The organism is Devosia sp. P3_B2 (genome assembly GCF_056402875.1).
The window spans coordinates 39,747-65,922 of the sequence record NZ_JBFUGO010000002.1 but is presented as its reverse complement, the minus strand read 5'-3'; the positions used below and the strand labels follow the sequence as shown (position 1 = coordinate 65,922).

Genomic DNA, 26,176 nt, shown 5'->3' with positions numbered 1-26,176 from the left:
GCCTTCTGGCTAAGGGAAGAAGGGGGACGCCTGGCAAGTTGGGTGGCGGACGGAGTACCAGGTGCAGCAACAAAAACTGGCGACGATAGAAGACGTTGCGGCGATTGCCGGGGTGTCCATCGCCACGGTCAGCCGGGCCATCAACGAGCCGACCAAGGTAGCCGACGAGACCCGCCGCAAGGTCAACGAGGCCATTGCGCAGACCGGCTACGCCGCCAACGCCATGGCGCGCTCGCTGCGCATGCGGCGCTCCAACATGATCCTGATTCTCGCCCCCGATGTCGGCGACCCGAACTTCTCCAACATCCTCGTCGGGCTCGAAACCGAGGCGAGCAAGCGTGGCTACGGGGTGCTGATCGGTAACACGCGAAACGACCCCGAGCGTGAGACCGACTACCTGCGCTTTATCAGCTCCAACCAGGCCGACGGCCTGATTCTCCTCACCGGGCACCTGCCCTTCGGTCACGGCCAGGAGGGCGCCGAGACCCGCCTGCCTCCGATGGTGGCGGTGAACGAGCCGGTGGCCAATAGCGACGTGCCGTTCGTCGGCGTCGACAATTTCGAGGGCGCGAGGCTGGCGGCCGAGCACCTGATCTCGCAGGGCCATCAGCGGATCGCCTTCATCGGCCGTTCGACCAGCCGGGCGGTCAACCAACTGCGCGAGAAAGGCTATCGCGCCGCGCTCGAGGGCGCCGGAATTACCATCGATCCGCTCATGATCCTCAATGGCGACGGCACGACCGAAAGCGGCAGGCAGGCAACCGAGCACATGTTCGTGCGCGACGTGCTGCCGACGGCGTTCCTGTGCGTCAACGACGCCACCGCGCTCGGCGTCATCATCGCCCTCACCGCACGCCGGTACGACCTGCCCCGCCAGTTCTCCGTGATGGGCTTCGATGACATCTCATTCGCCAGCTTCGTTACCCCCTCCCTCACGACCATGAAGCAGCCGCGGCTCAGAATCGGCGAGGCCGCCATGGACGTTCTGCTCGGCCTGCTTGAGGGCAACCGGCCCGACCGCACTGAGTTGCTACTCCGCAGCGAGCTCGTCGTTCGCAATTCAGTAAGTCCCCCGGCCCCATAGCCGAGTACGCCCTACCCCGGAGCGGGCCTTGCGGCTGCGCTCCTGTTTCTCGATCCCACCTCCTAGAGCCGACCATTGACTCTCGCGCCTTCTGGACGTAGATGACATCGGTGTCATGACATCGGTGTCACAACGATGAATGGCCCGGGAGGAGCAGATGGCAACCATCTACGACGTGGCGAAAGCCGCGAAGGTGTCGCCCAAGACCGTGAGCCGTGTGCTGAACGGGGACGCGCCCGTCGGCAAGAAGACGCGCGACGCGGTCAATGCCGCGATTGCTTCGCTCGGCTACGTCCCCTCCAGCGCGGCCCGCATGATGCGGTCCAACAAATCCGGCCTGATCGGGCTGATCACCGGCGCCATCTCGGACCAGGTCGAGCCGGCGCAACCAGCCGGTCTGCCGGAACTGCTGCTGGTTCGCGGCATCCAGCAGACCATCGGCCTCACCGGCAAGACGTTGATGATCGCGGATTCCGGGGGCCGCTCCGAGCGGGCACCCGAGCTCATCAAGACCTTCCTCGAGCACCGGGTCGAAGGACTGTTCTACGTGGCCCCGTACCACCAGAACGTCCAACTGCCGCCTGTGCCCGACGATACGCCGATCGTGCTGACCAACTGCTTCGACGATGCCGGTACGCCTGCGGTGATTCCCGACGACCGGCGGGGACAGCATGACCTGGTGGCGCGGCTGATCGCGGCCGGGCACGAGCGGATCGCCTACCTGACGCTGCGCGAGGATATCGTTGCGACAGGGCTGCGCAAGGCGGGCTACCGCGAGGCGCTGGCCGAGGCGCGGCTTGCCTATGACCCGACGCTGGTACAGTGCGTTGAGATCGGCAGCCCCGAGGGCGAGACGCAAGTGCTGTGGGCGGCAATCGACCACATGCTGCGCCTGCCGCAGCCGCCCACCGTGTTCTGCTGCGGTAATGATCGCATGGCGCTCAAGGTCTACGGGATCCTGCGCTCGCGCGGCCTGCAGGTGCCGGACGAGATCTCGGTGGCCGGCTACGACAACTACCGCGTTATCGCCGAGACGCTCTATCCGCCGCTGACCACGGTGGAGCTCCCCTATACCGCCATGGGCGTGCGCGCGGCGCAGCGCCTCCTGGACCTGATCTCCGGCGAAGGCCGAGATGAGACGGGCCCCGATATCGTCGCGGGGCCGGTCTACTGGCGCAGCTCGGTGGCCGAGCGGCGCTCCCCCAATGTCTCACAGCTCAAACTCGTCAGGGAGGACTAATGACAATGAGCAAATTCGCGATCCTAGCGAGCGTCCTGCTCTCTACGGCGCTTTCGTCAGGCGCTGCCTTCGCCCAGACCACGCTCTCCATGTGGTATCACGGCGCCGGCAACGAAGTTGAATCCAAGATCGTCAATCAGATCATCACGGACTTCAACGCCAGCCAAGCCGACTGGAAGGTCGAGCTGCAGAGCTTCCCGCAGGCCGCCTATAACGACAGCGTCGTCGCCGGGGCATTGGCGGGCAACCTGCCGGACATTCTCGACGTCGACGGCCCGGTGATGCCCAACTGGGCGTGGTCCGGCTATATGCAGCCGCTCAAGATCGACGAGAGCAAGATCGCGACGTTCCTGCCCGGCACCAAGGGCGTCTGGAACGGCCAGCTCTATTCGATCGGCCTGTGGGACGCGGCGGTGGCCCTCGTCACCCGCAAGTCGATCCTCGACGAGCTCGGGCTCCGGCAGCCGACCCTCGACCAGCCCTGGACCAAGGACGAATTCATGGACGCCCTGGCCAAGGCCAAGGCTTCGGGCAAGTACGAGTTCGCCTTCGACCCGGGCATGGCCTGGACCGGCGAGTGGTACCCCTATGCGTTCTCGCCGTTCCTGCAGAGCTTCGGCGGCGACATCGTCGATCGCTCGACCTACAAGACTGCGGAAGGCGTGCTCAATGGCGAAGCCGCGGTGGCGTTCGGCGAATGGTGGCAGAGCCTGTTCAAGGACGGCTATGCCCAGGCGACTCAGGATCCTGCGGACCGCGACAACGGCTTTGCCGCCGGCAAGTACGCCTTCTCGTGGAACGGCAACTGGGCAGCGTTGAACACGCTCAAGCAGTTCCCGGACACCGTCTTCCTGCCTGCTCCCGATTTCGGTAACGGGCCCAAGATCGGCGCGGCATCCTGGCAGTTCGGCGTCTCGGCCAAGTCGGCCCATCCCGACGGGGCGGCCAAGTTCATCGAGTTCGCCCTGCAGGACAAGTATCTCGCGACCTTCACCGACGGCATCGGCCTGATCCCGGCCACCCCGACGGCGGCCCAGCTGACAGAGCACTACAAGGACGGCGGCGACATGGCCGTGTTCTTCGATCTCTCGGCCAAGCAGGCGCTCGTCCGTCCGGTGACCCCGGGCTACGTCGTCGCCGCCAAGGTGTTCGAAAAGGCCATTGCCGATATCGCCAACGGCGCCGAGGTCAGCGCGACGCTCGATGCCGCGGTCGACGAGATCGACGCCGACATCGCCAAGAACGGCAATTACGGCTTCTAGGGCTCAACTCCCTCTAGCCCTGGGAGGGATCCCGGCTCCGGCCGGGGTCCCACGTCGGTCCCCACGCCGGTCCCCAAGTCCTTGGCAATTCGCGAGATCAACATGGCTTCCAAGTTCACACGGTCAAATCGAGTTGGATGGCTCATGGCGGGGCCGGCGGCGTTCCTCATCGCCGTGTTCGTGGTCCTGCCGTTCATCTTCGCGATTATCCTCAGCTTCACCAACCAGCGGCTGATCTCGCCCAATCCCACCCAGTTCGTCGGCCTTGCCAACTACGAGCAGTTGCTCGGTGTCGGTCTGCTGACGCTCGAGCCCGAGCGCGACGATACGGGCGCCGTGGTGCGCAACGAGGCCGGCGCGCCAAAGTATCCGTCGCTGCGAAGCTTCACCCGCAACAATCCAGACTTCCCGCAATTCGACGGCATGCGCGAATGGTTCAGCTTCCAGCTGGGCGATAACCCCACCTATGTGCTGGCCCGCGACGTCGTGTTCATGAAGGCGATCGTCAACACCTTCATCTTCGTTCTGGTGGTCGCGCCGGTGCAGGCCGGGCTCGCGCTGGTGCTGGCGCTACTGATCAACCAGCGGCTCAAGGGCATCAACCTGTTCCGCGCCATCTATTTCATGCCGGTCGTGGTCTCGATCGTCGTCGTCTCGCTGCTCTGGCGCTTCATCTATGACGGCAGCAGTGGGCTGCTGAACAACCTGCTTGGCGCGGTGACCTTCGGGGCGTTCCCGAAGGTGGATTGGCTCGGCAACCCCTCGACCGCGCTCGGCGCCATCATCGCCATGTCGATCTGGCAGGCGGTGGGCTTCCACATGGTGATCTGGCTCTCGGGCCTCCAGACCATCAGTCCCTCACTGTACGAGGCCGCGGCTATCGAGGGCTCGAGCAAGTGGCAGGTGTTCCGTTATGTCACCTGGCCCGGCCTCCGCAATACGGCCGTGCTGATCCTGATCGTCATCACCATGCAGGCCTTCGCGCTGTTCTCGCAGATCGACGTGATGACCGGCGGCGGGCCGCTCGACTCCACCCAGACCATCGTCTTCCAGGCGGTCGAACGCGGTTACGGCAAGCAGGACATCTCCGGTGGCTCGACCATCTCGGTGATCCTGTTCGTCATCGTATTCTCGATCTCGCTGATCCAGCGCTACCTCACCCGGGAGAAGAAGTGATGGCCACGATCGCCTCCGACAACCGCGGGCTGCGCCTCGCCGTGCGCTATGCCGTGCTGATCCTGATCGCGGTGATCTTCATCTTCCCGCTGATCTTCATGGTGGTGTCGAGTTTGAAGCCGGACCAGCAACTGCTGGGTGACACAGGCAGCCTCGCCGCGTTCCTGCCGGTGGGCGACATCTCGCTCGATAACTATTCCGACGCGTTCAAGCGGGCGCCGGTGGGGCTGTTCATCTTCAACTCGGTGCTGGTCACCGGCGTGACGGTGATCCTATCGCTGCTCATCTGCTCCGCCGCCGCCTTCGCCTTTGTGTTCGTCGACTGGCGCGGACGCGAACTGGTGCTGACGGCGATCCTCGCGACACTCATCGTACCGTTCGAGACCATCGCCATCCCGCTGCTGCTAATCGCCTCCAAGCTGCCGTGGCTCGGCCTCGACGGCCTGACCTTCGGCTGGCTCAACTCCTACCAGGTGCAGATCGTCCCCTTCATCGCGGACGGCCTCACGATCTTTCTGTTCGTGCAGTACTTCAAGGACCTGCCGGGCGAGCTGATCGAGGCCGCCCGCGTCGAAGGGGCAACCTGGTGGCAGGTCTACCGCAAGGTGGTGATGCCGCTTGCTGGCCCGGTGCTGGCGACCGCGGCAATCCTCAAGTTCCTCGTCATGTACAACCAGTACCTGTGGCCGCTGATGGTGGTGCAGCAGGAGGGCTACCGGCCGGTGATGGTCGGGCTGCAGTACTTCTTCCAGCTCAACCGGGCCTGGGGCGAGATCATGGCCTACCTGTCGATGATCACCGTGCCGGTGCTCGCCTTCTACCTCTTCCTGCAACGCGCATTTATCGCCTCGATCGCCTCGACCGGCGTCAAAGGCTGACGGAGTTATTCATGGTCATTGCCCTCGAAAAGAAATGGATCTGGGACAGCTGGTACGTCCATGACGGCAGCCGTTGGCACGGGTTCTTCCTGCAGGCCGACAAGGGCCTTGGCGATCCCGATCTACGCCACTTCAACGTCTCGCAGGGACACGCCGTGTCGGACAACCTCATCGACTGGCAGCACCTGGGAACGAGCCTGACCCCCAGTGCCGGCTCGGCCTGGGACGATTACACCACCTGGACCGGCTCGGTGATCCGCGGCGACGATGACCTATGGCACCTGTTCTACACCGGCACGCGCCGCGCTGAGGACGGACTCTATCAGCGTATCGGCCACGCCACCTCGACGGACCTGCACAACTGGCAGCGCGTCGGCACCGGCTTCTGCCTCGATATCGAAGGGCCGGCGGCCGCGCACTACGAGGCGCAGCATGCCATCGGCCACTGGCACGACCGCGCCATGCGCGATCCGTGGGTGATGCGAGATCCCAACGGCAAGGGCTGGCTGATGTACTTCACCGCCCGCGTTCCCGGCGTGGCCGAACCCAACGCCGGCGGGGCGATCGGCTTTGCCACCTCGGACGACCTGATGACCTGGACCTTGCAGCCACCGGTGTTCTCCGGCGGTTTCGGCCAGCTCGAAGTGCCGCAGGTCTTTCGGCAGGGCCACAAATGGTACTGCCTGTTCTGCTGCTCGGGCCAGCAATGGTCCGAGGCCTACCGGCGGTTCAACCCGCAAAGCCCGGTCACCGGCACGCACTACCTCATCGCAGACGATCCGCGCGGGCCCTGGCAGATCGCGCCCGGTCCGTTCCTCGATGGCGCCGAACCCTGCCGGCGGTATGCGGCGCGGATTGTCGAAACGCCGGACGGGCTGCGGATTCTCGGCTTTGCCGACAACGGCAAGGCGCAATTTGGCGGTTACGTCATGGATCCCGAACCGGTGGTCGTCGGCGCAGACGGCCTGCTTTCGGTAGTCCCCATCAGAGACGCAGCGGAGTAGCAACAATGGCACGCGTGTCGCTCAACGGTATCAAGAAGGTCTACGGCTCCACCGAGGTCATCAAGGGTGTCGACATCGACATCGCGGACGGTGAGTTCTGCGTGTTCGTCGGCCCGTCAGGCTGCGGCAAGTCGACCTTGCTCCGGATGATCGCCGGGCTCGAGGACATCTCGGGGGGCACGCTCACCATCGGCGACCGGGTGGTCAACGACCTGCCGCCCAAGGACCGGTCGATCGCCATGGTGTTCCAGAGCTACGCCATCTTCCCGCACATGACGGTGCGCGAGAACCTCGCCTTCGGCCTCACCATCGCCAAGGCGCCCAAGGCCGAAAAGGACGCCAAGGTCGCCGAAGCCGCACGCATCCTGCAGATGGAGCACCTGCTCGAGCGGCGTCCGAGCCAGCTCTCGGGCGGCCAGCGCCAGCGCGTCGCCATCGGCCGCGCTATCGTGCGTCATCCCGGCGTGTTCCTGTTCGACGAGCCGCTGAGCAATCTCGACGCGGCGCTGCGTGTCGACATGCGCATGGAACTGGCGAAGCTCCACGCCGACCTCGGGGCGACGATGATCTATGTCACCCACGACCAGGTCGAAGCCATGACGCTCGCCGACAAGATCGTCGTGCTCGACGCCGGTGTCGTCCAGCAGATCGGCTCGCCGCTTGACCTCTACCATCGTCCGGCGAACCTGTTCGTCGCCGGCTTCATCGGCTCGCCGAAGATGAACCTGCTCAAGGCCCGCGTCGATGACGCCGATGCGACCAGCGTCAAGCTGTCGTCGAGTGACATTGGCACGCTGGTCCTTCCCCGCTCGAACGCCGCCGTGAGCAGCGGCGACGAGGTCACCATCGGCCTACGGCCGCATCACCTGGGCACCACCGGCGACCACCAGATTGGCGGCAAAGTGAAGCTCGTCGAGCGGCTCGGCAACGAAACCCTCGCTGCAATGACCCTCGCATCCGGCCAGCAGATCATCGTGGCGCTTCCCGGCGATGTGGACGTAGTCGTCGGCGAGGACCTGAACCTTGCGCCACAGCCCGAGAGGGCAAGTCTGTTCCTGGCCTCGGGGGCAGCGGTGCACTAACGCCAAAGTCTGACGGAAGGCACAAGGCACGGATTATCAAATGCGCCCGTCTTGAACGTGTTGGAATGCGGAAGCATTCGCTACAAGTTGAGCACATGGAGGGCGGCATGAAGGCAGAAACCGTCATCGGTCCGGCCACGATCGTCGAGAAGCGCGACCGGCCCTATGTGGGGATACGGTTGAAGACCCCGTTTCCCGGAATGTTCGCTCGCGCCACGCGGGCGCTCAAGGACTTGCGGGCGTGGAGCAAGACCAACGGCATCGAGGAGGAAGGGCCGTACTTCCTCCGCTACTATCATTGCGACATGAAGGACATCATGGATATCGAGGCCGGCTTCCTGACCGGGTCGGCCCCGCCAAACCACCCCCAGATCAAGGCCGGCTTGCTCCCTGGCGGCAAATTCGCCTCCCTTATCTACAGGGGCAACGGCCTGCGCAGCAATCAAGCGCTCATGAAGTGGGCGCGCGATACGGGAACCGCGTTTGAGCCGATCGACCCCACCCAAGCCGAGTCGTACGTGTGCCGCTACGAGGCCTATTTGACCGATCACCGGATCGAGCCAAGAAAGCTGCTCTGGGATGTGGAGTTATCGATCAAGATCGTGACCTAGCGGCATCATTCCATCCGTACAGGGGCAAAGGCGGGCGCCGCGTGACCGGCAAACCCGGCTCCCGTTCTCAGCGCTTGCTTTGGCCAGCGCCTGGCGAGATGCAGCGTCTCTGCCTTAGCAGCAGGCAGTGCCTACTTCGTGACCATCGCGCTCGCAAAATCCGCAGGTCGCGTTCTGCGGCGAGGCCGATCCACATAACAACTCATTGAAATCACTGTATTTCCTAGAGTGGCACGTCGCTTGCTGGACTGTATGCAGAGATTAGGAGCTAGGGTTCCGGCGTCGGCATCTTTCTAAAGAGCCGGCGTGTCTGGTCCGAGAGCACCCACCGGCGCGGGAGACATCCGCCCGGGACACGGCGGGACAAAAGCCCGGGAGACCTCGTAAGCCAAGGGATTGGCAGCGCGGGTCTTTACGCGCCCTCGCCAATCCCCAAGTCGAAACAGGGGATTGCGCATGAAGTTCACCAAACTGGTTTCCGCCCTCGCCCTCGCGGCCCTTGCCGCCAGCACGGCGACACTCGCCTTCGCGGCCGAAAAGACTGACTTCAAGGTCGCCTGGTCGATCTATGTCGGCTGGATGCCCTGGGGCTACGCCGCTGACAACGGCATCGTCAACAAGTGGGCCGACAAGTACGGCATCACCATCGAGGTCACCCAGTTCAACGACTACGTCGAGTCGATGAACCAATACACCGCTGGCGCCTATGACGCGGTGACGCTCACCAACATGGACGGCCTGTCGATCCCCGCCGCCGGCGGCGTCGACACCACCGCCGTCATCATCGGCGATTTCTCCGCCGGCAACGACGCGGTGATTTTGAAGGACAAGACCGCGCTCGCCGACATCAAGGGCCAACCGGTCAACCTCGTCGAGTTCTCGGTGAGCCACTACCTGCTAGCCCGCGCCCTCGAAAGCGCCGGGATGACCGAGCGCGACGTCAACGTCGTCAACACCTCCGACCCCGATATGGTCGGCGCCTTCCAGACCCCTGATGTCACCGCCATGGTGACCTGGAACCCGATGGTCTCCGAAATTGCCGCGCTTCCCGACGCCCACAAGGTATTCGACAGCTCGCAGATTCCTGGCGAGATCATCGACATGATGGTCGCTAACTCCGCCACGCTGAAGGACAACCCGAACTTCGGCAAGGCGCTGGCCGGCATCTGGTACGACACCATGGCCGTGATGACCGCCGACACCCCGGAAGGCGCCGCGGCTCGCGCCGCCATGGGCGCCGCCTCGGGCACCGACCAGGCCGGCTTCGAGTCCCAGCTCGCCGCCACCAAGCTGTTCCCGACGCCTGCCGAGGCCGTGGCCTTCACTGACAGCCCGGACCTCAAGGCCACCATGGACAAGGTCCGCACCTTCCTCTTCGACAAGGGCCTGCTCGGCTCCGGCGCCCCCTCAGCCGACGTGATCGGCATCGAGCTGCCGTCCGGCGAGGTCCTCGGCGATGCCAACAACATCAAGCTGCGGTTCTCCGACGCCTACATGAAGGAGGCCGCGGCGGGGTCGCTTTGACCAGACGGTGACGAACGGCGGACCGCCCCCATGCGCCTGATCAACCTCAAGCCCACACGCACCAACCAGCTGCTCCTCGCACTGGCGCCCTTCGTGCTGCTGGTGCTCGCCTACGCGCTGGGCTCGGCCGCCCGCCTCACCGAAAACCCCGCGGACAAGCTGCTGCCGGCGCTTGGCTCGTTGACCGATGCCATCAACCGCATGGCCTTCATCGCCGACCCGCGCACCGGCGAATACCTGCTCTGGGGCGACACGCTTGCAAGCCTCGGGCGCCTGTTCACCGCACTCGGCATCTCGACGGTGATCGCGCTCTGCTTCGGCATGATCATCGGCATGCTGCCCTACGCGCGGGCCCTGCTCGCCCCGTTCTTCGCCGCCGTCTCGATGGTCCCGCCGCTGGCGCTGCTGCCCATTCTCTTCATCGTCATGGGGCTCGGGGAGACATCCAAGATCACCCTGATCGTCATCGGCGTCGCCCCGATCATGATCCGCGACCTGGCGCTCAAGGTCATGGAATTGCCGCGCGAGCAGACCGTGAAAGCCGAAACCCTGGGCGGCAATTCGTGGCAGATCGCACTCCGCGTCGTCCTCCCGCAGATCCTGCCCCGGCTCATCACTTGCCTCCGCCTGCAGCTCGGGCCGGCCTGGCTGTTCCTCATCGCCGCCGAAGCGATATCGGCAGACTCGGGGCTCGGCTACCGCATCTTCCTCGTCCGCCGCTACCTGTCGATGGACGTGATCTTCCCCTACGTGATCTGGATCACGCTGCTCGCGGTCCTGACCAACGTCCTCCTCGATTGGCTGCGCATCCGCGTCTTCCCGTGGTCCGAACTGGGGAAGGCGTCATGATCGTCGTCGACAATGTCTGGAAAGAGTATGGCGACCAGATCGTGCTCGAGAAGGTGTCGCTCACCATCGAGGACCGCGCCTTCGTCGCGCTTGTCGGCCCCTCCGGCTGCGGCAAGACCACGTTCCTGAAACTGCTGCTTGGTGAAGAGCGGGCGACGCGGGGCACGATCACACTGGACGGCAAGCCGCTCTCACCCGAGCCCGGACCGGACCGCGGCGTCGTGTTCCAGCGCTACTCGGTATTCCCGCACCTGACGGTGCTCGGCAACGTCCTCCTTGGCAAGGAGTTCGAAGCCTCCCGCTTCCGCGCCCGCCTCGTCGGCCCCGCCCGCCGTGACGCCATCGAGGAAGCGCGCGGCCTGATCGCCGAAGTCGGGCTCACCGGCAGCGAGGACAAATACCCGGCCCAGCTATCGGGTGGCATGCAGCAGCGCCTCGCCCTGGCGCAGGCCCTGATCATGAAGCCGCGCGTCCTCCTCCTCGACGAGCCGTTCGGCGCGTTGGACCCCGGCATTCGTGCCGAAATCCATGTGCTGATGAAGCGGCTCTGGAACGAGACAAATCTCACCGTGGTGATGGTCACCCACGATATGCGCGAGGCCTTCACCCTCGGCACCCGCGTCATCGCCTTCGAGCGGCCGCGCAACCGGCCCGACGAACGCGAACGTTACGGCGCCTCGCTCAGCCAAGACATCGACATCTGGCCGCCGCGACGCGCCGGCGTGCTCGATCCAGACAGCCCCGATCGGGACGACCCGATCCTCGAGGCGGGCGCCCCCCAGGACGACCTGGTTCCCGTACCTCAAGGAGCCCCGGCATGAGCCGAACGCCCGAACAGATCGCCGCCGATCGCGCGCGCTACGAAGCGCACCAGAAGGCGGGCCTCGCCTTCGCCACCAAGGCTCTGCCCGAGGCTAGCCCCCTGCCGGCTGCGCGCATAGCAGCTGCCGACATCATCGCGACCGAAACCATTGCCGGCGGCTGGTACTGGTCGACCCTGCTTCGCAAGGGCGAAGCACTGCGTATCGCGCAGGCCCACGGCCCGGCCTCTGTCGCGCTCGTCTGCTGGGGTGCGAGGGATACCAGCGAGCGGCTGAACCTGCCCGATACCGTCAAGGTGCAGTGGGACACGCGCGTGCAGAAGGGCCGCGTACTGTTCTCCGACATGGGCCGCGTCATGCTCTCGGTCACCGAGGATTCTTCGGGCGGCGCACATGACCTGCTCGTCGGCGGTTCGAACGCGGCCGCCAATGCCGCGAAGTACCCCGGCGCCATTACCCGCAATACGCGCGACAACCTCGTCCTCGCCGCGGGCAAGCTGGGCCTGGCCCGCCGCGACATCCCCATGGCGCTGACCTTGTTCGCGCCGGTCCGCGTTTCCGACGACGACGGTCATTTCGAGTGGCAGCCGGGGCTGCTTAACGGCGGCGACTATGTCGACCTCCGTGCCGAAATTGACCTGCTGGTTGCCCTCTCCAACTGCCCGCATCCGCTGGACCCCAGTCCGATCTACGCCCCGAACCCGGTCGAGATAACGCGTTATCGCGCCACGGTCGCCGCTGACGATCTCAGCCGCACAGCCACCGCCGAAGCCGTCCGCGGCTTCGAAAACAACGCCCGCGCGGAGGCCTGAATCATGCGTAGCGCAGAGACCGCCATCCAGTCGCACTCCATCCCCGCTGAAGCCCCATGGTCCGGCGTCGTCAAGGCCGGCCAGACCATTCGCATCATTGATAGCGAAGGCCAGCAGGCGATCGACACCATCTTTTACCGTGCCAGCGATTTCGCCGAACGCTACTCCGCGCAGGACACGCTGCGCATCCAGGGCTCGGCCTATGTGGGCGTCGGCACCAGGGTCATCTCCAACGAGGGCAACACCATGCTCACGGTGGTGGCGGACACCTGCGGCCGCCACGACACCATGGCTGGCGCCTGCTCATGCGAGAGCAATACCGTGCGCTTCGGCCACGAGACGCGCTACCTCCACGCCTGCCGCGACAACTTCGTGCTCGAAGTCTCCAAGCACGGCATGACCAAGCGCGACATCGTTCCCAACATCAACTTCTTCATGAACGTGCCGATCGCGCCCTCAGGCGAGATGACAATCGTCGATGGGCTTTCGAAGCCCGGCGACTACGTCGAGCTCGTCGCCGAGATGGACGTGCTCTGCGTCATCTCCAACTGCCCGCAGATCAACAACCCCTGCAACGGCTTCAACCCGACGCCCATCCAGGTCCTGGTCTGGGACGCCGAGTGATGTTCCGCAAAGTCCTCATTGCCAACCGCGGCGAGATCGCGGTGCGGATCATCCGTACGCTCAAGCGCATGGGCCTCGCCTCGGTGGCGGTCTATTCCGACGCCGACCGCTTCACCAAGGCGGTGCGGATGGCCGACGAGGCGGTGCGCCTCGGCCCAGCCCCGGCCGCCGAAAGCTACCTCAACGTCGACGCCGTCATCGCGGCGTGCAAAGCAACCGGCGCCGAGGCTGTGCACCCGGGCTATGGCTTTCTCAGCGAGAACACCAAATTCGCCCGCCGCCTCGAAGCCGAAGGCATCACCTTCATTGGCCCGACGCCCGAGAACATCGAGTCCTTCGGCCTCAAGCACACCGCCCGCGAACTGGCCGAAACCAATGGCGTGCCGCTCCTTCCCGGTACCGGTCTGCTCGCGACGCTCGACGAGGCGCTCATCGCGGCCGAGACCATCGGCTACCCCGTGATGCTCAAATCCACCGCCGGTGGTGGCGGCATCGGTATGTCGCTCTGTGCCGACGCCGCTGCCCTCGCGGCCGCCTTCGAGGGCGTGCAGCGCACGGCTCGCGCCAGCTTTGGCGACGCCCGCGTCTTCCTCGAGCGCTTCGTCTCCGACGCGCGGCACGTCGAGGTGCAACTGTTCGGCGACGGCAAGGGCAAGGTCATCGCGCTCGGCGAACGCGACTGCTCGCTGCAGCGCCGCAACCAGAAGGTAGTGGAGGAAACTCCCGCCCCCGGTCTTTCCGCCACGACCCGATACCGACTGCACGAGGCGGCCACCAATCTCGGCCGTGCCGTCGGCTATCGCTCCGCCGGCACGGTGGAGTTCATCTACGATCCGGTCCGCGAGGAGTTCTACTTCCTCGAGGTCAACACGCGCCTGCAGGTCGAGCACCCCGTCACCGAGGCGGTGTTCGGCATCGACCTCGTCGAGTGGATGATCCGGCAGGCGGCCGGCGAGGATGTGATCCCGACCAAGCCATTGTCGCCCAGGGGCGCAGCGATGGAGGTCCGGCTCTATGCCGAAATCCCGCATGCCAACTTCCAGCCCAGCGCCGGCCTCCTCACCGAGGTGAAGTTTGGCGAGGCGCGCGTCGACACCTGGGTCGAGACCGGCACCGAGGTCACCAGTTTTTACGATCCGATGCTGGCCAAGATCATCGTCGCTGCCGGCGATCGTCCCGCGGCGATCGAGAAGCTCCGCGCGGCGCTGGCTGAAACCAGCATCTCCGGCATCGAGACCAACCTCCAATATCTCAGCGCCATCGCGGCGTCCGACCTGCTCGCCTCAGGCAAGGTCGCGACGACAGCACTTCGAACCTTCGCCTTCAGCCCCGACGTCATCGAGGTAATCGCACCGGGCGCGCAGTCCTCGCTGCAGGAACTGCCCGGCCGGCTCGGCCTTTGGCACGTCGGCGTGCCGCCCTCCGGGCCGATGGATGAGCGCAGCTTCCGCCACGCCAACCGGCTCGTGGGCAATGCCGACGAAACCGCGGCGCTCGAGCTCACCGTCTCCGGCCCAACGCTGCGCTTCCATTCGCCCGCCACCGTCGCGCTCGCCGGCGCTCACATGCCGATGAAGCTCGACGGTGCTCCATTGGCGCACAACGAGCCGATCGTGATTGGTGCCGGTCAGGTCCTCAGCATCGGGACTATCGAGGGTCCCGGCCAGCGCTCGTACCTTGCCATCTCGGGAGGGCTCGCGGCCCCGCTCGTACTCGGCTCCCGCGCCACCTTCGCGCTGGGCAAGTTTGGCGGCCACGCCACCGGCACGCTCCGCGCCGGCGAGGTCCTGCACCTCGCCAACGCGCCCCAAGCCACGAAGCCAGCCGACGATCCTGCCCCACTCACTCGCGAGTGGGAAGTCGGCGTCCTCTACGGCCCGCACGGCGCGCCCGACTTCTTCCTCACCGAAGACATCGAGACGCTGTTCTCGACGGCCTACGAGGTCCACTTTAACTCGGCCCGTACCGGCGTCCGCCTCATCGGGCCGGCGCCGAAATGGGCACGTACCGATGGCGGCGAGGCGGGTCTCCATCCGTCCAACCTCCACGACAACGCCTACGCGGTCGGTGCCATCGACTTCACCGGCGACATGCCCATCATCCTCGGCCCCGACGGTCCGAGCCTCGGCGGCTTCGTCTGCCCGGCGGTGATGGCGCGCGAGGAACTCTGGAAGCTCGGCCAGTTCAAGCCCGGCGACATCATCCGCTTTATCCCCGTCATCAGGCCCGATGATAAGGTTGCCGGTCCCGCGATCCACCGGCCAAGCGAAGCCGGCTCGGCCATCGTGGGCCATTCCGACAACGGACCCGTCCCGGTCGTCTACCGGCGGCAGGGCGACGACAATCTTCTGGTCGAATACGGCCCGATGGCGCTCGATCTCGCGCTCAGGTTGCGCGTTCATCTGTTGATGGAATCCGTTCATCGGGAAGGCAAACTCGGGGCGAAAAACGGCATCATCGACCTCACTCCCGGCATCCGTTCGCTCCAGATCCACTACGATTCGACCCGGCTGAGCCGCGACCACCTCCTCGGCCTCCTCGCCGAGATCGAGCAGTCCCTGCCTCGGCCGGAAGAGGTCACCGTCCCCTCCCGCATCGTCCACCTGCCGCTGAGTTGGAACGATCCGGAAGCGCAACTCGCTATGCGGAAGTACCAGGAATTGGTCCGGCCGAACGCGCCCTGGTGCCCCGACAACATCGAATTCATCCGACGGATCAATGGTCTGTCGGACATCGATGCGGTGAAGCGCACTACCTTCGACGCCAGCTATCTCGTCCTCGGCCTCGGCGACGTTTATCTCGGCGCCCCCGTCGCAACCCCGATGGACCCGCGCCACCGGCTCGTCACCACCAAGTACAATCCGGCCCGCACCTGGACCCCCGAGAACGCCGTCGGCATCGGCGGCGCCTATATGTGCATCTATGGCATGGAGGGCCCCGGCGGTTACCAGCTCTTCGGCCGCACCATCCAGGTCTGGAACACCTGGCGCCAAACCCCGGAGTTTGCCGCTAACAAGCCGTGGCTGCTCAATTTTTTCGACCAGATCCGGTTCTTCCCGGTCAGCCACGACGAGCTGATGGAAGCCCGCGCCGCCTTCCCGCACGGCGGCTATCCCGTCCGGATCGAGGAGACCAAGCTCTCCTACGCCGACTACGCCGCCAAGCTCGCGCGCAACGCCAGCAGCATCGCCGCCTTCAAGCACACCCAGCAGTCCGCCTTCGAAGCCGAACGGCAACGCTGGAAGGACGAAGGGCTCGACAGCTTCATCGCCGATGAAGGCGCAAGTGCTTCCGACGCAAGCGAAATCCCGTCGGGCCACTTCGGCGTCGCGACTTCGGTCCCCGGCAATATCTGGAAGATTTTGGTCGAGGACGGCGCCCATGTCGAAGCCGGACAGCCCGTCGCCATCATCGAATCCATGAAGATGGAAATCACCATCACCGCCCACGAAGCGGGCGCCGTTCGGGACGTCCGAGCCGGGCCAGGGCGCAACGTAAAAACCGGCGACATCATCATCGTACTGGAGGAGATCTAGATGGCCGAAATCGACGCACTCTTGCCGATTGTCGTGGTGGGCGCACACCTGAGCGGCCTGCCCCTCAACCATGAACTCACCGGCCCCGGCGGACAGCTGATCAAGCGCAGCCGCACGGCCGGCGACTATCGGCTCTACGCGCTGCCCAACACCACCCCACCCAAGCCGGGCCTGGTACGCGAACCCGGCTATGCCGGCCCCGGCCTCGAGGTCGAGGTCTGGGCCCTGCCGGCCGACGCTTTCGGCCGGTTCGTGGCAAAGATCCCGTCCCCGCTCGGCATCGGCAAGGTATCGCTCGATGATGGCAGCTCGGTCTCCGGCTTCCTCTGCGAGGCCTACGCCATTGCCGGTGCCGAGGAGATCACCCGCTTCGGCGGCTGGCGTGCATTCTTGCAGGAGAAGTCGCGATGAGAGGCTCCATCTTCACCGCCATTGCCTGGCTTGTGGAGTGCCTGCGCGATGGATTGGCCGCCCGCAAGGGCGTTGCGTGGTCAAGGGGCACCGCGGGCACAGGCAAGCGACTGACTCCAGGTACTTGAGAGGCCAGCGAGGCATCGCGAGACCAATGCAAGCACGCCATCGCCGCTGAATTGTTGGCACCGAACGCCAGCCGGAGCGTTGCAGTGTGTCGAGTGCTTTCCAGCCGGCGTAGTCAGGAAGCGCTGATCCTCGACAAAAGAGGTAGTCGCATGACCTTTATCTTGCACGCCGTCGCGCCACCCCTGCGGGGCCATATCAACTTCCTCTATGTGGCGCGGGGGTCGATGCCCTACCGGCGCGACGGGATTTTCCCAACGGCGTCGACTGATCTCAAGTTCAACTTCGGCGACCCTTGGCGCGTCCGTGAGCGCTCGGAGGGTCCGGTGGTTTCCGTCTGCACCGAAAGCTGGTGTCTGGGTATCTGGAACCGGCGGCATCTGGTGGAGTGGCCTGCGCAGACCGAATTTCTAGGTGTAAGTTTCAGGCCCGGCGGGGCCCACGCCTTCCTCGGCGTACCGTTGTCCGAGCTGCACAATCGCGTGGTGTCGCTCGACGCCATATGGGGTAGCGCCGCCTCCGAGATCCGCGAACGTCTCTACGAGGCGGTAACCCCCGAACGACGATTTGCGCTGCTCGAAGAAGTGCTGCTGGCGCGGCTCAGTAAACAGCCGGACGCGGCGCGGATCGTGGACCACGTTGCAGGACGTATCGCGCGGCGGCACGGCGGGGCGAGGATCAGCGAGCTCTGCGGCGAAGTTGGCATCAGCCATAAGCACCTCATCACGCTGTTCAATCGCATGGTGGGCTGCACACCAAGAGAGCTTGCCCGGCTTTGCCGGTTCCAGCACGCACTCGAGAGCATCGACGTGACCGAGCCGGTCCGCTGGACGGCCCTCGCTCACGACAGCGACTATTTCGACCAGTCCCACTTCAGCCGAGACTTCACTGCCTTCGCCGAGCTCAATCCCACGGCCTACCTCCAGCAGCGGCGATCGGTTTACGCCGAGCGGCCTGACCACGCGATGGTCCCGTGGATGCTCCCCGCCGGTTAAATTTGTACAAGCGGTGTTCCCCACGGAATCCTATCGTGGGGTTTGGACGGCCAGCGGTTCGCCGCCGAGGCCAAGCAAACGCGCCAGTTCGCCCGCCGCGATCTCCCCCCGCGGGCTCGGTGCAACTCAGCTGTTAGGAGCCAGACATGGATACGCCAACCCCACTTGGGACCGCGATCGGTGGCGCGTCGGCACGCTTGTTGAGCAGGCGGCAGTTCATCTGGAACGGTTTAGCGGGCGCCGTCATTTGCACTGCATCAATGGTGCGCCAGGTATCGGCCGAGGAGGCGAGCGTAGACGCAAACACCGTGACGTCGAAAGACGGGACTCGCATCGCCTTCGATAGATCCGGTGACGGGCCGGCGCTTGTCCTGGTCGGCGGCGCGCTCAGCGAGCGTTCGGCGTGGGCACCGGTGGCCAGGCTCCTCGCGCCACGCTTCACGGTTTTCAGCTACGATCGCCGAGGCCGGGGCGATAGTGGGGACACGGTGCCATACTTGGTTGAGCGCGAGATCGAAGATCTCGAGGCCATCATTGACGAAGCCGGTGGGACGGCCTTTGTCCATGGCCAGTCTTCTGGTGCCGTCCTTGCCCTTAAGACAACAGCGGGGCTTCCCACCAAGGTCCAGAAGCTATCGCTGTACGAGCCACCATTCATCACTGACGACAGCCGTCCGCCGCCGCCTGAGGACTATGTCACTCACATCAACGAGTTGATCGCAGCCGATCGCCGCGGCGAGGCAGTGGAGTACTGGATGGCAGACCTGGTGCTCGCGCCGGCCGAAGTGGTTGCCAAGATGAAGAGCGACCCATCATGGCCGGCGCTCGAGGCCGTGGCGCACACCCTGCCCTACGACATCGCCGTGCTTGGCGACGGCATGGCCGGCAAGCCACTGCGGGCTGAGGAATGGGCGAGCGCCACAGTGCCGACGCTGGTGATGGACGGCGGAGCGAGCCCTCAGTGGATCCGGAACTCGGCTCGCGGGCTGGCGGACGTCCTTCCGGATGCTGAGCACAAGACGCTCGAGGGGCAGATGCACAACGCCGCGCCAGACGTTCTCGCCCCGGCAATCGAGTGGTTCTTCCTCGGTGAGGCTGCCAGCAGCTAAGGCACTCGCCGTTACGTCATCGCCAAATACTCAAGAACGGAGAAAACGCAAATGGCAAAGCTCGAGCACATCAACCCCAAAGGCATGCACAAGAACCCTGCCTTCTCGCAGGGGATCATTATCCCCGCTGGCGCGGCGACACTGATCATCGGCGGGCAGAATGCAGTCGACGAGAAGGGTGAAGTCGTCGGCAAGGGAGACACCGCGGCGCAGACGACCCAGGCGGTCGACAACCTCATCACGGTGCTGGAAGCCGCGGGAGGCAAGCTTGAAAATCTTGTCCGCGTCGGCCTTCTCCTGCGCGACGACGCCGACCTCAAGGCTGGTTTCGGCGCCTGGATGGCACGCGCCGGCAAGCTGAAGAACCCGCCGACCGTGACAACGGCGATTGTCTCGCAACTGGCCAATCCCGACTACCTCATCGAGATCGAAGCGACGGCCGTCTTGTCCTGATCAGGACGCGACGAAAACCCACGCCGCGACCGGCGCAACCCGGTCGCGGCAAGCGAGTCTAGCCGTGCAGAGCTTCGCGTACCGCCTGCACAATGTCGGCTTCGTCGGGAAAGTACCCCTTGCGTCGCGCTGTCACCACCTGACCCGCTACCGCGACGTGGAAGACGCCGCCTTTTCCAGGGTTCAGCTCCACGGGAAGGCCGAGTTCATCGGCTAAACTCTCCGCGGCTCTCTTGGCGCGGCTCTCATAGCCGCACGGCACACAATAGGTGATCGTGACCTGCTCTTGGCGTTCGGCTCTCGTTGTTCCGTTGCCGGCTGCATGCTCAACATCTGCGATCATCCGTTCCTCCATACCAGTTCAATACGGACGACCGTATTAACATCAGAGAACCTTGACTTCAATACGGTCGTACGTATTTTGGATGACATGCCCAAACCGTCCGCCAAGAACAAGATCATCGCTGCTGGCCTGACCGTGATGTTCCGCCAGGGCTATCACGGCGGCGGTGTGAGGGATGTCGTAGGCGAGGCCGGGGTTCCCCAGGGCTCGTTCACGAACCACTTCCGATCGAAAGAGGATTTCGCGGCTGAGGTTCTGAACCTCTACTTCGCCTCGATCCGGGAGCGGATCGCCGAGTCCCTCCTCAATGGCGATCTTGCACCACGCGAGCGACTGCGACGGTACCTGGACCTCATCTCGGATCGGCTCGCTGCCGATGGCTATGCGAGGGGATGCTTGATTGGAGACTTCAGCCTGGAAGTCGTCCAGGAGAGCGAAGCGCTGCGGCAGCATCTCATCGGGATCTACCGGGAGTGGCTGCAACCCTTTGCCGAGTGCATCGCAGAGGCTCAGGCAGCCGGTGAAATTGACAGCAAGTTCACTCCCCTGGATCTGGCGGAGTTTCTGCTTGCCTCCTGGGAAGGGGCGATCATGCGCATGAAAGTAGAGCGTTCGGATGCGCCGCTGAGGCGGTTCAAGGATATTGCTTTCGCTACGGTTTTCGGTCCGCGCGCGTCGTAGTCGCGATCTTGTCGTCTCGGGTATTCGGCGAGGAACTGAAAGGGTGACACCAACACCATGATGCACTCGGACCAGCTCCACATCGATGCCGATATCGTTCGCCAGATGGTCTTCGATCAGTTCCCGGAGTACCGCGACGAGCGGATCGAGCAGGTTGGCGCCGTTGGCACGGTCAATGCGATCTTCAGGATTGGATCGAGTGTAGCGGCAAGGTTCCCTCTGCGCGCCACGGATCCGGTCGAATGCACCGACATGCTGCGCAGCGAAGCCGCCGCGATGATGGAATTTGCGGCGCATTCTCCGTTTGCCTGCCCTCGCTCGATCGGGCTTGGTCAGCCCGGCCCGCTCTATCCGTTGCCTTGGGCGATGCAGACTTGGATCGGGGGCGATGTCGCCACGCCGGATGGGCTTGCTGCTTCTGCGACCTTAGCTCTCGACATAGCCAACCTGATCGCGTCGCTGCGCGCCGTGAACCCACATGGCCGTCGTTTTGATGGCCAAGGGAGGGGTGGCAGTCTTCCCGACCACGACGACTGGATGTCGACCTGTTTCGAGAACAGCGAGGGTCTTATGGACGTGCCTCGGCTCCGTCGCATCTGGGCTCGGCTGCGTGAGTTGCCGCCGTCCGGTCCCGACGTTATGAGCCACCGGGATCTTATTCCGGCGAACCTCCTCGTGCGTGGGGACCGCCTTGTGGGCGTGCTCGACACCGGCAGCTTCGGACCGGCCGATCCGGCGTTGGATCTTGTCGCCGCGTGGCATCTGCTTGATCGCAAGCAGCGCAAAATCGTGCGCGCTCAGCTTGGATCAAGTGAAGTCGAGTGGAAGCGCGGTGCGGCATGGGCCTTTCAGCAGGCCATGGGCCTAGTCTGGTACTACCGCAGCACCAACCCCGCCATGAGTGCCCTTGGGCGCAGCACGCTCTCCCGCATCCTCGAGGATCCGGACATCTGATCCGAACTTTGGCGGACGGCCACCCCGCGAGCGCGAGGAACAGTCATGGCTGCTCGTGCAACGAAACGGCGTGCGCCACCAGCGCATCGATGATCACTCGCATGCGCGGGGGCACAACGCGCCCGGCGGTCCACAGCAAGTGGATCGGCGCGGTGTCGACAGTCGAACTCATCAGCAGAGGTACCAGCTCGCCGCTGCGCAGACTGTCTCCGGCAAGCCAATTGGGCAGGAAAGCGATGCCGCACCCGGCGGCCGCGGCCTGCAGCAGCGCGTCGCCGTCACCGATGAGCATGCTGGCTCGCGGCTGGTAGAGCGTGGCTCCCGTGTCCCCATCAGGTAGTGACCATGGGTTGACGAAGTCGCGCCGGCCGTAAACCAGCAGCGCGTGCTGCGCCAGGGATGGGATATCGGCGGGCGTTCCCGCCGTGGCGAGATAAGCCGGGCTGGCGCAGAGCAGCGATCGCTGCGTGCCAAGACGTCGAGCGATCAGCGACGCATTATCCTCAAGCGGTCCCAGACGCACCGCGAGGTCGATACCGTCGTCGACGAGGTCGGTGCGGTGATCATCGAAGCCGATCTCGAGCCTGAGGGCCGGGTGCGCCTTGGCCAACTCGAACAACACGGGCGCAACCCAGCGGCGGCCAAAGGCAAGCGGCAGGGCGAGCCGCACCACGCCGGCCGGCACCTGTCGCCCGGACGCGATGACGTCCTGTGCTTCGGCAAGGCCGATCAGCGCGTGGCGGCAAGCCTCGTAGTAAATCTCGCCGTCGGGTGTCAGGCTCAGGCGACGGGTGGTCCGGTTGAGCAGGCGCACTCCTAACCGCTGCTCAAGCTGCAACACCCTGCGACCGACGGCCGATTTAGTCAGGCGCAGCCGCTCTGCCGCGGCAGTGAAGCTCCCCGCATCCACCGCTTGAACGAAGGCGACAGCACCCTCGAGGCTACCGGATACAAGGCTCATTGTAGACCCACGCGCAACGATCTTCCGACCAATTCGCGTCATTGTAGCAGCATGTGCGATGTAAAACAGAGAGGAACAAGCGGGAGGTGTGAGATGGGTGACATGACCGAAGCCTGGCGCATGACCGGGATCGGGCTCGATAAGCTGGTGCGTGAGGCGATGCCACTGCCATCGATCGGTGGGCGCGAACTCCTGGTCGCGGTGCGCGCTGTCGCGCTCAACTTCAAGGACCTGCTGTTGGTCGACGGCAAACTGCCGGTGCTGCCCCTACCCTTCGTGCCAGCGTCGGACGCCGTCGGCGAGGTGGTGGCAATCGGGCCCGAAGTGACGCGTTTCCGCGTCGGCGATCGCGTCTTGGGACAGGTAATTGCCGATTGGCCCGATGGTGATGCGCCGCCGGTGTTGCACAAGCAGACGCTGGGGGTGTCGCTGCCCGGGGTGCTAGCACGCCATGCGGTGTTCGGCGAGGACGCCGCGGTAATGGCACCGGCCTCTCTCAGTGACCACGAAGCCGCGACCTTGCCGATCGCGGCGCTCACCGCCTGGTCCGCATTGGTCGAGTCCGGCCAGTCGCGGCCCGGGACGACTGTGCTCATCGAAGGAACCGGCGGCGTGGCGTTATTTGCGCTGCAATTCGCGCTGGCCTTCGGACAGGTGCCAATCGTGCTGTCCCGCCACGCCGACAAGCTCGAACGCACCGGGGCGCTCGGGGCAAAGCTCGGGGTCGATACCAGCGCGACACCCAACTGGACCGCCGAGGTGCGATCGCTCACCGGCGGGCGCGGCGTCAACCATGTGCTGGAGCTGATTGGCGGCGCCAATCTGCGGCAGTCGATCGAGACGGCAGCGGCCGACGGGCGAGTGTCCCTCATCGGCCAGCTTGCGGGCGCCGAGGTGACGTTGCCAACGCCGACGCTCACGCGCAACCGCATCACGCTCCAAGGGATCGCCACAGGCTCGCGGCGGCAGTTCGAGCGCATGAACACGGCAATCGAGGCGCTGGGCATCAGGCCGGTGATCGATGCCGTCTACCCGTTCGAAGCAGTACACGAGGCGTTCGAGCACCAGCGGCGCGGACCATTTGGCAAGGTTGTGATCGGCGTCGCCTGAAGGACATGATCGACGAGCGCGGAACCTCCGCTGGCGGGCCGCACCAACTGCGTCAATCCGCTCCCCCCGTGCGACACCGTTGCGCAGGGTTTTGCCTTGCCCAACGCCTATCCTCAGGCTCTCCACGCGGGGACCACGCCATGGCCAAGGACTTTGCTTATCCCAGCGACGGCGCGCTGCGCCGCTATTTTGCCGAGGGCGATTTCCTCGATGGGCAGTCGGTGCCGCTGCCGCATCCCGCCCCCGACGCCGCCGATCTGACCATCGCCACGTTCTTTCATATGCCCGGATGGGTCGTGGCCTTACTGGGGCTCCGCAACGCACTGGTTGCGCCCTTGGGTCTCAAGACCGGCGGGCCCGAGGATTTGCGTCCTCCGACCCGCGAGGAAATCGTCAGCTGCAACTATGCCGGCATTTTTGCGGTGCACTCGGCGACACCAGATGAGGTAGTCCTGGGGGCCAACGACAAGCATCTCGACTTTCGCGTCTCGATCCTGCGGTCGGTGCATGACGACCTCGTCGCCATCAGCACCTGGGTGCGACCGCACAATGGTTTGGGTCGCGCCTACCTTGCGGTGGTCTATCCATTCCACCGCATCATCGTGGCGCGCTGCCTGGCCAACGCGGCACGAGCAGGCATCGTGGCGGCCTGACCTACTCTTCCGGAATCCTGGGCGTGATCGCCGGCATCCTGCTTCTTGTCGCCACCGAGGGGACGCAGCCCAGTCTGTCATGACCCGACGGGGGCAGCAGCTGACGCCAGAGTCGTCCATGCGCCCATGGCGAGGGTGATGACGGGCTCGAGTTCGGCCCGGCTGGCACCGTCGCGAGCCTGCATCGATAGGCCGTGCATCACAGTGGTGTAGTAGCGGGCGATGGCGTCGAGGCTGTCAGTCGAGACGGCAAGGTCGCCGTCGCTGATGCCCCGGACGAGCCGCTCCCTGATCTCGTTGAACTGCGCCCGGCGGGCCCCCGCAAGGAGTTCTCGCACGGGGTGATTTTCCACGGCGCCTGTCGGTGCCGCGAGGACCAGCATGCAGCCGCGCGGCGCGTCGGGCATGGTTATGGTATCGGCGACCGCTTGCAACATGGCGTGGATCGCATCGCGGGCGGTGCGTTGCTCACGCAGCGCGATTCTCGGCGGCTGTCCCTGTGTCGCGGCATTGAGGGCTACCGCCTCGCGAAACAGCGCCTCCTTGCTGCCGAAGGCCGCATAGATGCTGGCCGAAGCGATCCCCATGGCCTCGGTCAAGTCACTCATCGAGGTCCCTTCGTAGCCGCGCTCCCAGAACAGGTCCATCGCACTGCGCAGCGCCCTATCCCGGTCGAAGATGCGTGGCCTGCCGCGCGCTGCCATGTGGTCTCCAATTCTTTGTCGATCGACAAATTATAGCTTGACCGGCGTCAAGACGCCATGCTGTATTTATTTGTCGATCATTCAATAAATCGAGGACAGTTCCCATGAGCATCCCGGCAGTCATGCGCGCTCTGCAGCAGACGTCCCTGAACGGCCCGCAGGACCTGCGGATGGTAAGCGATGCACCTGTGCCGGTCGCGGGCAAGGGCCAAATCCTGATCCGGGTGACCGCCGCCGGCGTCAATATCGCCGATATCTCGCAGGCCAACGGCACCTTCCACGGGGGACCGCAGCCGCCCTATCTCGCCGGCCTCGAGGCCGCAGGTGAGGTTGTCGCCCTGGGCGAAGGAGTGACTACCGTGTCGCTCGGCGTCCACGTGATCGGTGTCGGATACGGCGCTTTTTCAGAGTATATGGCGCTGCCGGCGATGGCCGCGGTGCCGGTTCCTCCTGGGTGGACCGATGAGCAGGCCTTGGGCCTGGTGGTGAACCTGCCGACCGCCGTAGCGGCGCTCAAGCCATTGGGACAACTCACCTCCGGCCAGACGGTGCTAATTCACGCAGCAGCCGGCGCCACCGGCCAGGCGGCGGTCAAAATCGCCAAACACTACGGCGCTACGGTGATTGCCACCGCCTCCCAGGGCAAGCACGACATCGTTCGGTCATTGGGCGCCGATCACCTACTCGACTCCCGCAGCGCCGATATCGCAGCCGAGGTGCTCCGCATCACCGGAGATGCCGGCGTCGACCTGGTCATCGAGTCCGTAGGCGGTGACACTCTCGAAGCGAGCCTGAGATCGGCGCGGCGCGTCACCGGGCGCGTCATCGTCACGGGCCTGCCCGCCGGCGAGGCATCGCTCAGCAATTGGGACCTCGTGTACAAGCATCAGGTCCAGGTCATCGGCTTCAACATGGGCATGCTGATCCGGGCCGCTCCGGAGATGTTCGGCGAGGTCATGGGCGAGCTGTTCAGGCTCATCGCAAGTGGCGTATTGTCGCCCGTCCAGCCAACCATCTACGAACTCGCTGAGGGGGCGAAAGCCCTCGCGGAGTTGGCCGGCCGCTCCAGCGTCGGCAAGTTGGGGTTGAAGCTGTGAACTGGCGTCGCCTGTTCGCGCGGCGCAACGCCTAGCCACCTTGATCACAGGCTGGCTCTCGCCGCCGGTTCCGTAG

Annotated in this window: 25 protein-coding genes, 1 pseudogene and 1 riboswitch; of the genes and pseudogenes, 23 read left to right on the top strand and 3 right to left on the bottom strand. The window is 64.9% G+C overall.

The features are described 5' to 3' along the window. The first annotated feature begins 61 nt into the window (after positions 1 to 61). The 18 genes and pseudogenes from AC1DV8_RS03025 (at position 62) to AC1DV8_RS02940 (ending at position 19,597) form a co-directional block, all read left to right on the top strand. On the top strand, positions 62 to 1,084 hold the full coding sequence (locus AC1DV8_RS03025) for a LacI family DNA-binding transcriptional regulator (protein ID WP_477148568.1): 1,023 nt from the start codon (positions 62 to 64) through the stop codon (positions 1,082 to 1,084). A gap of 157 nt (positions 1,085 to 1,241) precedes the next feature. Next, positions 1,242 to 2,324 carry a LacI family DNA-binding transcriptional regulator gene (locus tag AC1DV8_RS03020; protein ID WP_477156431.1) on the top strand — a complete coding sequence of 361 codons (1,083 nt, stop codon included), beginning with the start codon at positions 1,242 to 1,244 and terminating at the stop codon, positions 2,322 to 2,324. A gap of 5 nt (positions 2,325 to 2,329) precedes the next feature. Then, positions 2,330 to 3,586, top strand: a complete 1,257-nt coding sequence (locus tag AC1DV8_RS03015; RefSeq protein ID WP_477156430.1) for a sugar ABC transporter substrate-binding protein — start codon at positions 2,330 to 2,332, stop codon at positions 3,584 to 3,586. A 144-nt stretch (positions 3,587 to 3,730) separates the two neighbouring features. Continuing rightward, entirely contained in the window at positions 3,731 to 4,762 is a 1,032-nt protein-coding gene (locus AC1DV8_RS03010; RefSeq protein WP_477156429.1) for a carbohydrate ABC transporter permease, read from the top strand. After that, positions 4,762 to 5,640: a carbohydrate ABC transporter permease gene (locus tag AC1DV8_RS03005; protein WP_477156428.1), complete on the top strand. Its 879-nt coding sequence runs from the start codon at positions 4,762 to 4,764 to the stop codon at positions 5,638 to 5,640. The genes AC1DV8_RS03010 and AC1DV8_RS03005 overlap by 1 nt, the downstream gene beginning before the upstream one ends. 11 nt (positions 5,641 to 5,651) lie before the next feature. Continuing rightward, on the top strand, positions 5,652 to 6,644 hold the full coding sequence (locus tag AC1DV8_RS03000) for a hypothetical protein (RefSeq protein ID WP_477156427.1): 993 nt from the start codon (positions 5,652 to 5,654) through the stop codon (positions 6,642 to 6,644). Between the two features lie 5 nt (positions 6,645 to 6,649). After that, positions 6,650 to 7,726, top strand: a complete 1,077-nt coding sequence (locus AC1DV8_RS02995) for an ABC transporter ATP-binding protein (RefSeq protein ID WP_477156426.1) — start codon at positions 6,650 to 6,652, stop codon at positions 7,724 to 7,726. A gap of 107 nt (positions 7,727 to 7,833) precedes the next feature. Then, positions 7,834 to 8,337: a GyrI-like domain-containing protein gene (locus AC1DV8_RS02990; protein ID WP_477156425.1), complete on the top strand. Its 504-nt coding sequence runs from the start codon at positions 7,834 to 7,836 to the stop codon at positions 8,335 to 8,337. 257 nt (positions 8,338 to 8,594) lie between these two features. Further along, a riboswitch (guanidine-I (ykkC/yxkD leader) is annotated at positions 8,595 to 8,717 on the top strand. Positions 8,718 to 8,793: 76 nt separating this feature from the next. Next, positions 8,794 to 9,861 carry a putative urea ABC transporter substrate-binding protein gene (locus AC1DV8_RS02985; RefSeq protein ID WP_477156424.1) on the top strand — a complete coding sequence of 356 codons (1,068 nt, stop codon included), beginning with the start codon at positions 8,794 to 8,796 and terminating at the stop codon, positions 9,859 to 9,861. Between the two features lie 30 nt (positions 9,862 to 9,891). Continuing rightward, positions 9,892 to 10,710 carry an ABC transporter permease gene (locus tag AC1DV8_RS02980; RefSeq protein ID WP_477156423.1) on the top strand — a complete coding sequence of 273 codons (819 nt, stop codon included), beginning with the start codon at positions 9,892 to 9,894 and terminating at the stop codon, positions 10,708 to 10,710. After that, complete coding sequence (locus AC1DV8_RS02975) at positions 10,707 to 11,531, top strand: ABC transporter ATP-binding protein (protein WP_477156422.1); 825 nt, start codon at positions 10,707 to 10,709, stop codon at positions 11,529 to 11,531. The genes AC1DV8_RS02980 and AC1DV8_RS02975 overlap by 4 nt, the downstream gene beginning before the upstream one ends. Continuing rightward, positions 11,528 to 12,343 (top strand): urea amidolyase associated protein UAAP1, encoded by an 816-nt coding sequence (locus tag AC1DV8_RS02970; RefSeq protein ID WP_477156421.1) that lies wholly within the window; start codon positions 11,528 to 11,530, stop codon positions 12,341 to 12,343. The genes AC1DV8_RS02975 and AC1DV8_RS02970 overlap by 4 nt, the downstream gene beginning before the upstream one ends. A 3-nt stretch (positions 12,344 to 12,346) precedes the next feature. Further along, positions 12,347 to 12,967 (top strand): urea amidolyase associated protein UAAP2, encoded by a 621-nt coding sequence (locus AC1DV8_RS02965; protein WP_477156420.1) that lies wholly within the window; start codon positions 12,347 to 12,349, stop codon positions 12,965 to 12,967. Further along, entirely contained in the window at positions 12,967 to 16,503 is a 3,537-nt protein-coding gene (uca, locus tag AC1DV8_RS02960) for an urea carboxylase (RefSeq protein ID WP_477156419.1), read from the top strand. The genes AC1DV8_RS02965 and uca overlap by 1 nt, the downstream gene beginning before the upstream one ends. A gap of 27 nt (positions 16,504 to 16,530) precedes the next feature. Continuing rightward, positions 16,531 to 16,914: pseudogene (locus AC1DV8_RS02955) on the top strand (allophanate hydrolase-related protein); the annotation flags it as partial. Between the two features lie 278 nt (positions 16,915 to 17,192). Continuing rightward, on the top strand, positions 17,193 to 18,035 hold the full coding sequence (locus AC1DV8_RS02950; RefSeq protein WP_477156418.1) for a helix-turn-helix domain-containing protein: 843 nt from the start codon (positions 17,193 to 17,195) through the stop codon (positions 18,033 to 18,035). A gap of 146 nt (positions 18,036 to 18,181) precedes the next feature. Further along, positions 18,182 to 19,144 carry an alpha/beta fold hydrolase gene (locus AC1DV8_RS02945; protein WP_477156417.1) on the top strand — a complete coding sequence of 321 codons (963 nt, stop codon included), beginning with the start codon at positions 18,182 to 18,184 and terminating at the stop codon, positions 19,142 to 19,144. Between the two features lie 51 nt (positions 19,145 to 19,195). After that, the gene (locus AC1DV8_RS02940; protein ID WP_477148552.1) at positions 19,196 to 19,597 is read left to right on the top strand and encodes a RidA family protein; all 402 of its coding nucleotides are present in this window, start codon (positions 19,196 to 19,198) and stop codon (positions 19,595 to 19,597) included. Between the two features lie 58 nt (positions 19,598 to 19,655). Here the strand turns inward: AC1DV8_RS02940 and AC1DV8_RS02935 are convergent, their stop codons facing one another. Beyond that, a complete protein-coding gene (locus AC1DV8_RS02935) occupies positions 19,656 to 19,940 on the bottom strand; it encodes a SelT/SelW/SelH family protein (RefSeq protein WP_477156416.1) in 285 nt (94 codons plus the stop codon). 87 nt (positions 19,941 to 20,027) lie between these two features. On the opposite strand from AC1DV8_RS02935, the gene AC1DV8_RS02930 reads away from it, so the two are divergent. Together AC1DV8_RS02930 and AC1DV8_RS02925 are read left to right on the top strand one after the other, a co-directional pair. Continuing rightward, positions 20,028 to 20,621, top strand: a complete 594-nt coding sequence (locus AC1DV8_RS02930; RefSeq protein WP_477156751.1) for a TetR/AcrR family transcriptional regulator — start codon at positions 20,028 to 20,030, stop codon at positions 20,619 to 20,621. A 57-nt stretch (positions 20,622 to 20,678) separates the two neighbouring features. Then, positions 20,679 to 21,575, top strand: coding sequence for a phosphotransferase (locus tag AC1DV8_RS02925; protein ID WP_477156415.1), 897 nt, complete (start codon positions 20,679 to 20,681; stop codon positions 21,573 to 21,575). A 43-nt stretch (positions 21,576 to 21,618) separates the two neighbouring features. Here AC1DV8_RS02925 and AC1DV8_RS02920 read toward each other — a convergent pair whose 3' ends face one another. Beyond that, on the bottom strand, positions 21,619 to 22,536 hold the full coding sequence (locus tag AC1DV8_RS02920; RefSeq protein ID WP_477156414.1) for a LysR family transcriptional regulator: 918 nt from the start codon (positions 22,534 to 22,536) through the stop codon (positions 21,619 to 21,621). Between the two features lie 93 nt (positions 22,537 to 22,629). On the opposite strand from AC1DV8_RS02920, the gene AC1DV8_RS02915 reads away from it, so the two are divergent. Together AC1DV8_RS02915 and AC1DV8_RS02910 are read left to right on the top strand one after the other, a co-directional pair. Then, on the top strand, positions 22,630 to 23,646 hold the full coding sequence (locus AC1DV8_RS02915) for a zinc-dependent alcohol dehydrogenase family protein (RefSeq protein WP_477156413.1): 1,017 nt from the start codon (positions 22,630 to 22,632) through the stop codon (positions 23,644 to 23,646). A gap of 140 nt (positions 23,647 to 23,786) precedes the next feature. Further along, positions 23,787 to 24,299 (top strand): DUF2867 domain-containing protein, encoded by a 513-nt coding sequence (locus AC1DV8_RS02910; protein WP_477156412.1) that lies wholly within the window; start codon positions 23,787 to 23,789, stop codon positions 24,297 to 24,299. Positions 24,300 to 24,376: 77 nt separating this feature from the next. Here AC1DV8_RS02910 and AC1DV8_RS02905 read toward each other — a convergent pair whose 3' ends face one another. Continuing rightward, on the bottom strand, positions 24,377 to 25,003 hold the full coding sequence (locus AC1DV8_RS02905) for a TetR/AcrR family transcriptional regulator (RefSeq protein WP_477156411.1): 627 nt from the start codon (positions 25,001 to 25,003) through the stop codon (positions 24,377 to 24,379). 104 nt (positions 25,004 to 25,107) lie between these two features. Here AC1DV8_RS02905 and AC1DV8_RS02900 point away from each other — a divergent pair, with 104 nt between their 5' ends. Next, the gene (locus tag AC1DV8_RS02900) at positions 25,108 to 26,100 is read left to right on the top strand and encodes an NADPH:quinone oxidoreductase family protein (RefSeq protein WP_477156410.1); all 993 of its coding nucleotides are present in this window, start codon (positions 25,108 to 25,110) and stop codon (positions 26,098 to 26,100) included. Positions 26,101 to 26,176 lie beyond the last annotated feature (76 nt).

Bases quoted from the DNA above. Each gene is read 5' to 3' on its own strand.
- AC1DV8_RS03010 (WP_477156429.1), top strand. From the start codon at position 3,731: ATGGCGGGGCCGGCGGCGTTCCTCATCGCCGTGTTCGTGGTCCTGCCG.
- AC1DV8_RS02990 (WP_477156425.1), top strand. From the start codon at position 7,834: ATGAAGGCAGAAACCGTCATCGGTCCGGCCACGATCGTCGAGAAGCGC.
- AC1DV8_RS02925 (WP_477156415.1), top strand. From the start codon at position 20,679: ATGATGCACTCGGACCAGCTCCACATCGATGCCGATATCGTTCGCCAG.
- AC1DV8_RS02965 (WP_477156420.1), top strand. From the start codon at position 12,347: ATGCGTAGCGCAGAGACCGCCATCCAGTCGCACTCCATCCCCGCTGAA.
- AC1DV8_RS02900 (WP_477156410.1), top strand. From the start codon at position 25,108: ATGAGCATCCCGGCAGTCATGCGCGCTCTGCAGCAGACGTCCCTGAAC.
- AC1DV8_RS02950 (WP_477156418.1), top strand. From the start codon at position 17,193: ATGACCTTTATCTTGCACGCCGTCGCGCCACCCCTGCGGGGCCATATC.
- AC1DV8_RS03015 (WP_477156430.1), top strand. From the start codon at position 2,330: ATGAGCAAATTCGCGATCCTAGCGAGCGTCCTGCTCTCTACGGCGCTT.
- AC1DV8_RS03020 (WP_477156431.1), top strand. From the start codon at position 1,242: ATGGCAACCATCTACGACGTGGCGAAAGCCGCGAAGGTGTCGCCCAAG.
- AC1DV8_RS02945 (WP_477156417.1), top strand. From the start codon at position 18,182: ATGGATACGCCAACCCCACTTGGGACCGCGATCGGTGGCGCGTCGGCA.
- AC1DV8_RS02910 (WP_477156412.1), top strand. From the start codon at position 23,787: ATGGCCAAGGACTTTGCTTATCCCAGCGACGGCGCGCTGCGCCGCTAT.
- AC1DV8_RS02915 (WP_477156413.1), top strand. From the start codon at position 22,630: ATGGGTGACATGACCGAAGCCTGGCGCATGACCGGGATCGGGCTCGAT.
- AC1DV8_RS02940 (WP_477148552.1), top strand. From the start codon at position 19,196: ATGGCAAAGCTCGAGCACATCAACCCCAAAGGCATGCACAAGAACCCT.
- AC1DV8_RS02975 (WP_477156422.1), top strand. From the start codon at position 10,707: ATGATCGTCGTCGACAATGTCTGGAAAGAGTATGGCGACCAGATCGTG.
- AC1DV8_RS03000 (WP_477156427.1), top strand. From the start codon at position 5,652: ATGGTCATTGCCCTCGAAAAGAAATGGATCTGGGACAGCTGGTACGTC.
- AC1DV8_RS02905 (WP_477156411.1), bottom strand. From the start codon at position 25,003: ATGGCAGCGCGCGGCAGGCCACGCATCTTCGACCGGGATAGGGCGCTG.
- AC1DV8_RS02980 (WP_477156423.1), top strand. From the start codon at position 9,892: ATGCGCCTGATCAACCTCAAGCCCACACGCACCAACCAGCTGCTCCTC.
- AC1DV8_RS03005 (WP_477156428.1), top strand. From the start codon at position 4,762: ATGGCCACGATCGCCTCCGACAACCGCGGGCTGCGCCTCGCCGTGCGC.
- AC1DV8_RS02935 (WP_477156416.1), bottom strand. From the start codon at position 19,940: ATGATCGCAGATGTTGAGCATGCAGCCGGCAACGGAACAACGAGAGCC.
- uca (WP_477156419.1), top strand. From the start codon at position 12,967: ATGTTCCGCAAAGTCCTCATTGCCAACCGCGGCGAGATCGCGGTGCGG.
- AC1DV8_RS02920 (WP_477156414.1), bottom strand. From the start codon at position 22,536: ATGAGCCTTGTATCCGGTAGCCTCGAGGGTGCTGTCGCCTTCGTTCAA.
- AC1DV8_RS02970 (WP_477156421.1), top strand. From the start codon at position 11,528: ATGAGCCGAACGCCCGAACAGATCGCCGCCGATCGCGCGCGCTACGAA.
- AC1DV8_RS02930 (WP_477156751.1), top strand. From the start codon at position 20,028: ATGCCCAAACCGTCCGCCAAGAACAAGATCATCGCTGCTGGCCTGACC.
- AC1DV8_RS02995 (WP_477156426.1), top strand. From the start codon at position 6,650: ATGGCACGCGTGTCGCTCAACGGTATCAAGAAGGTCTACGGCTCCACC.
- AC1DV8_RS02985 (WP_477156424.1), top strand. From the start codon at position 8,794: ATGAAGTTCACCAAACTGGTTTCCGCCCTCGCCCTCGCGGCCCTTGCC.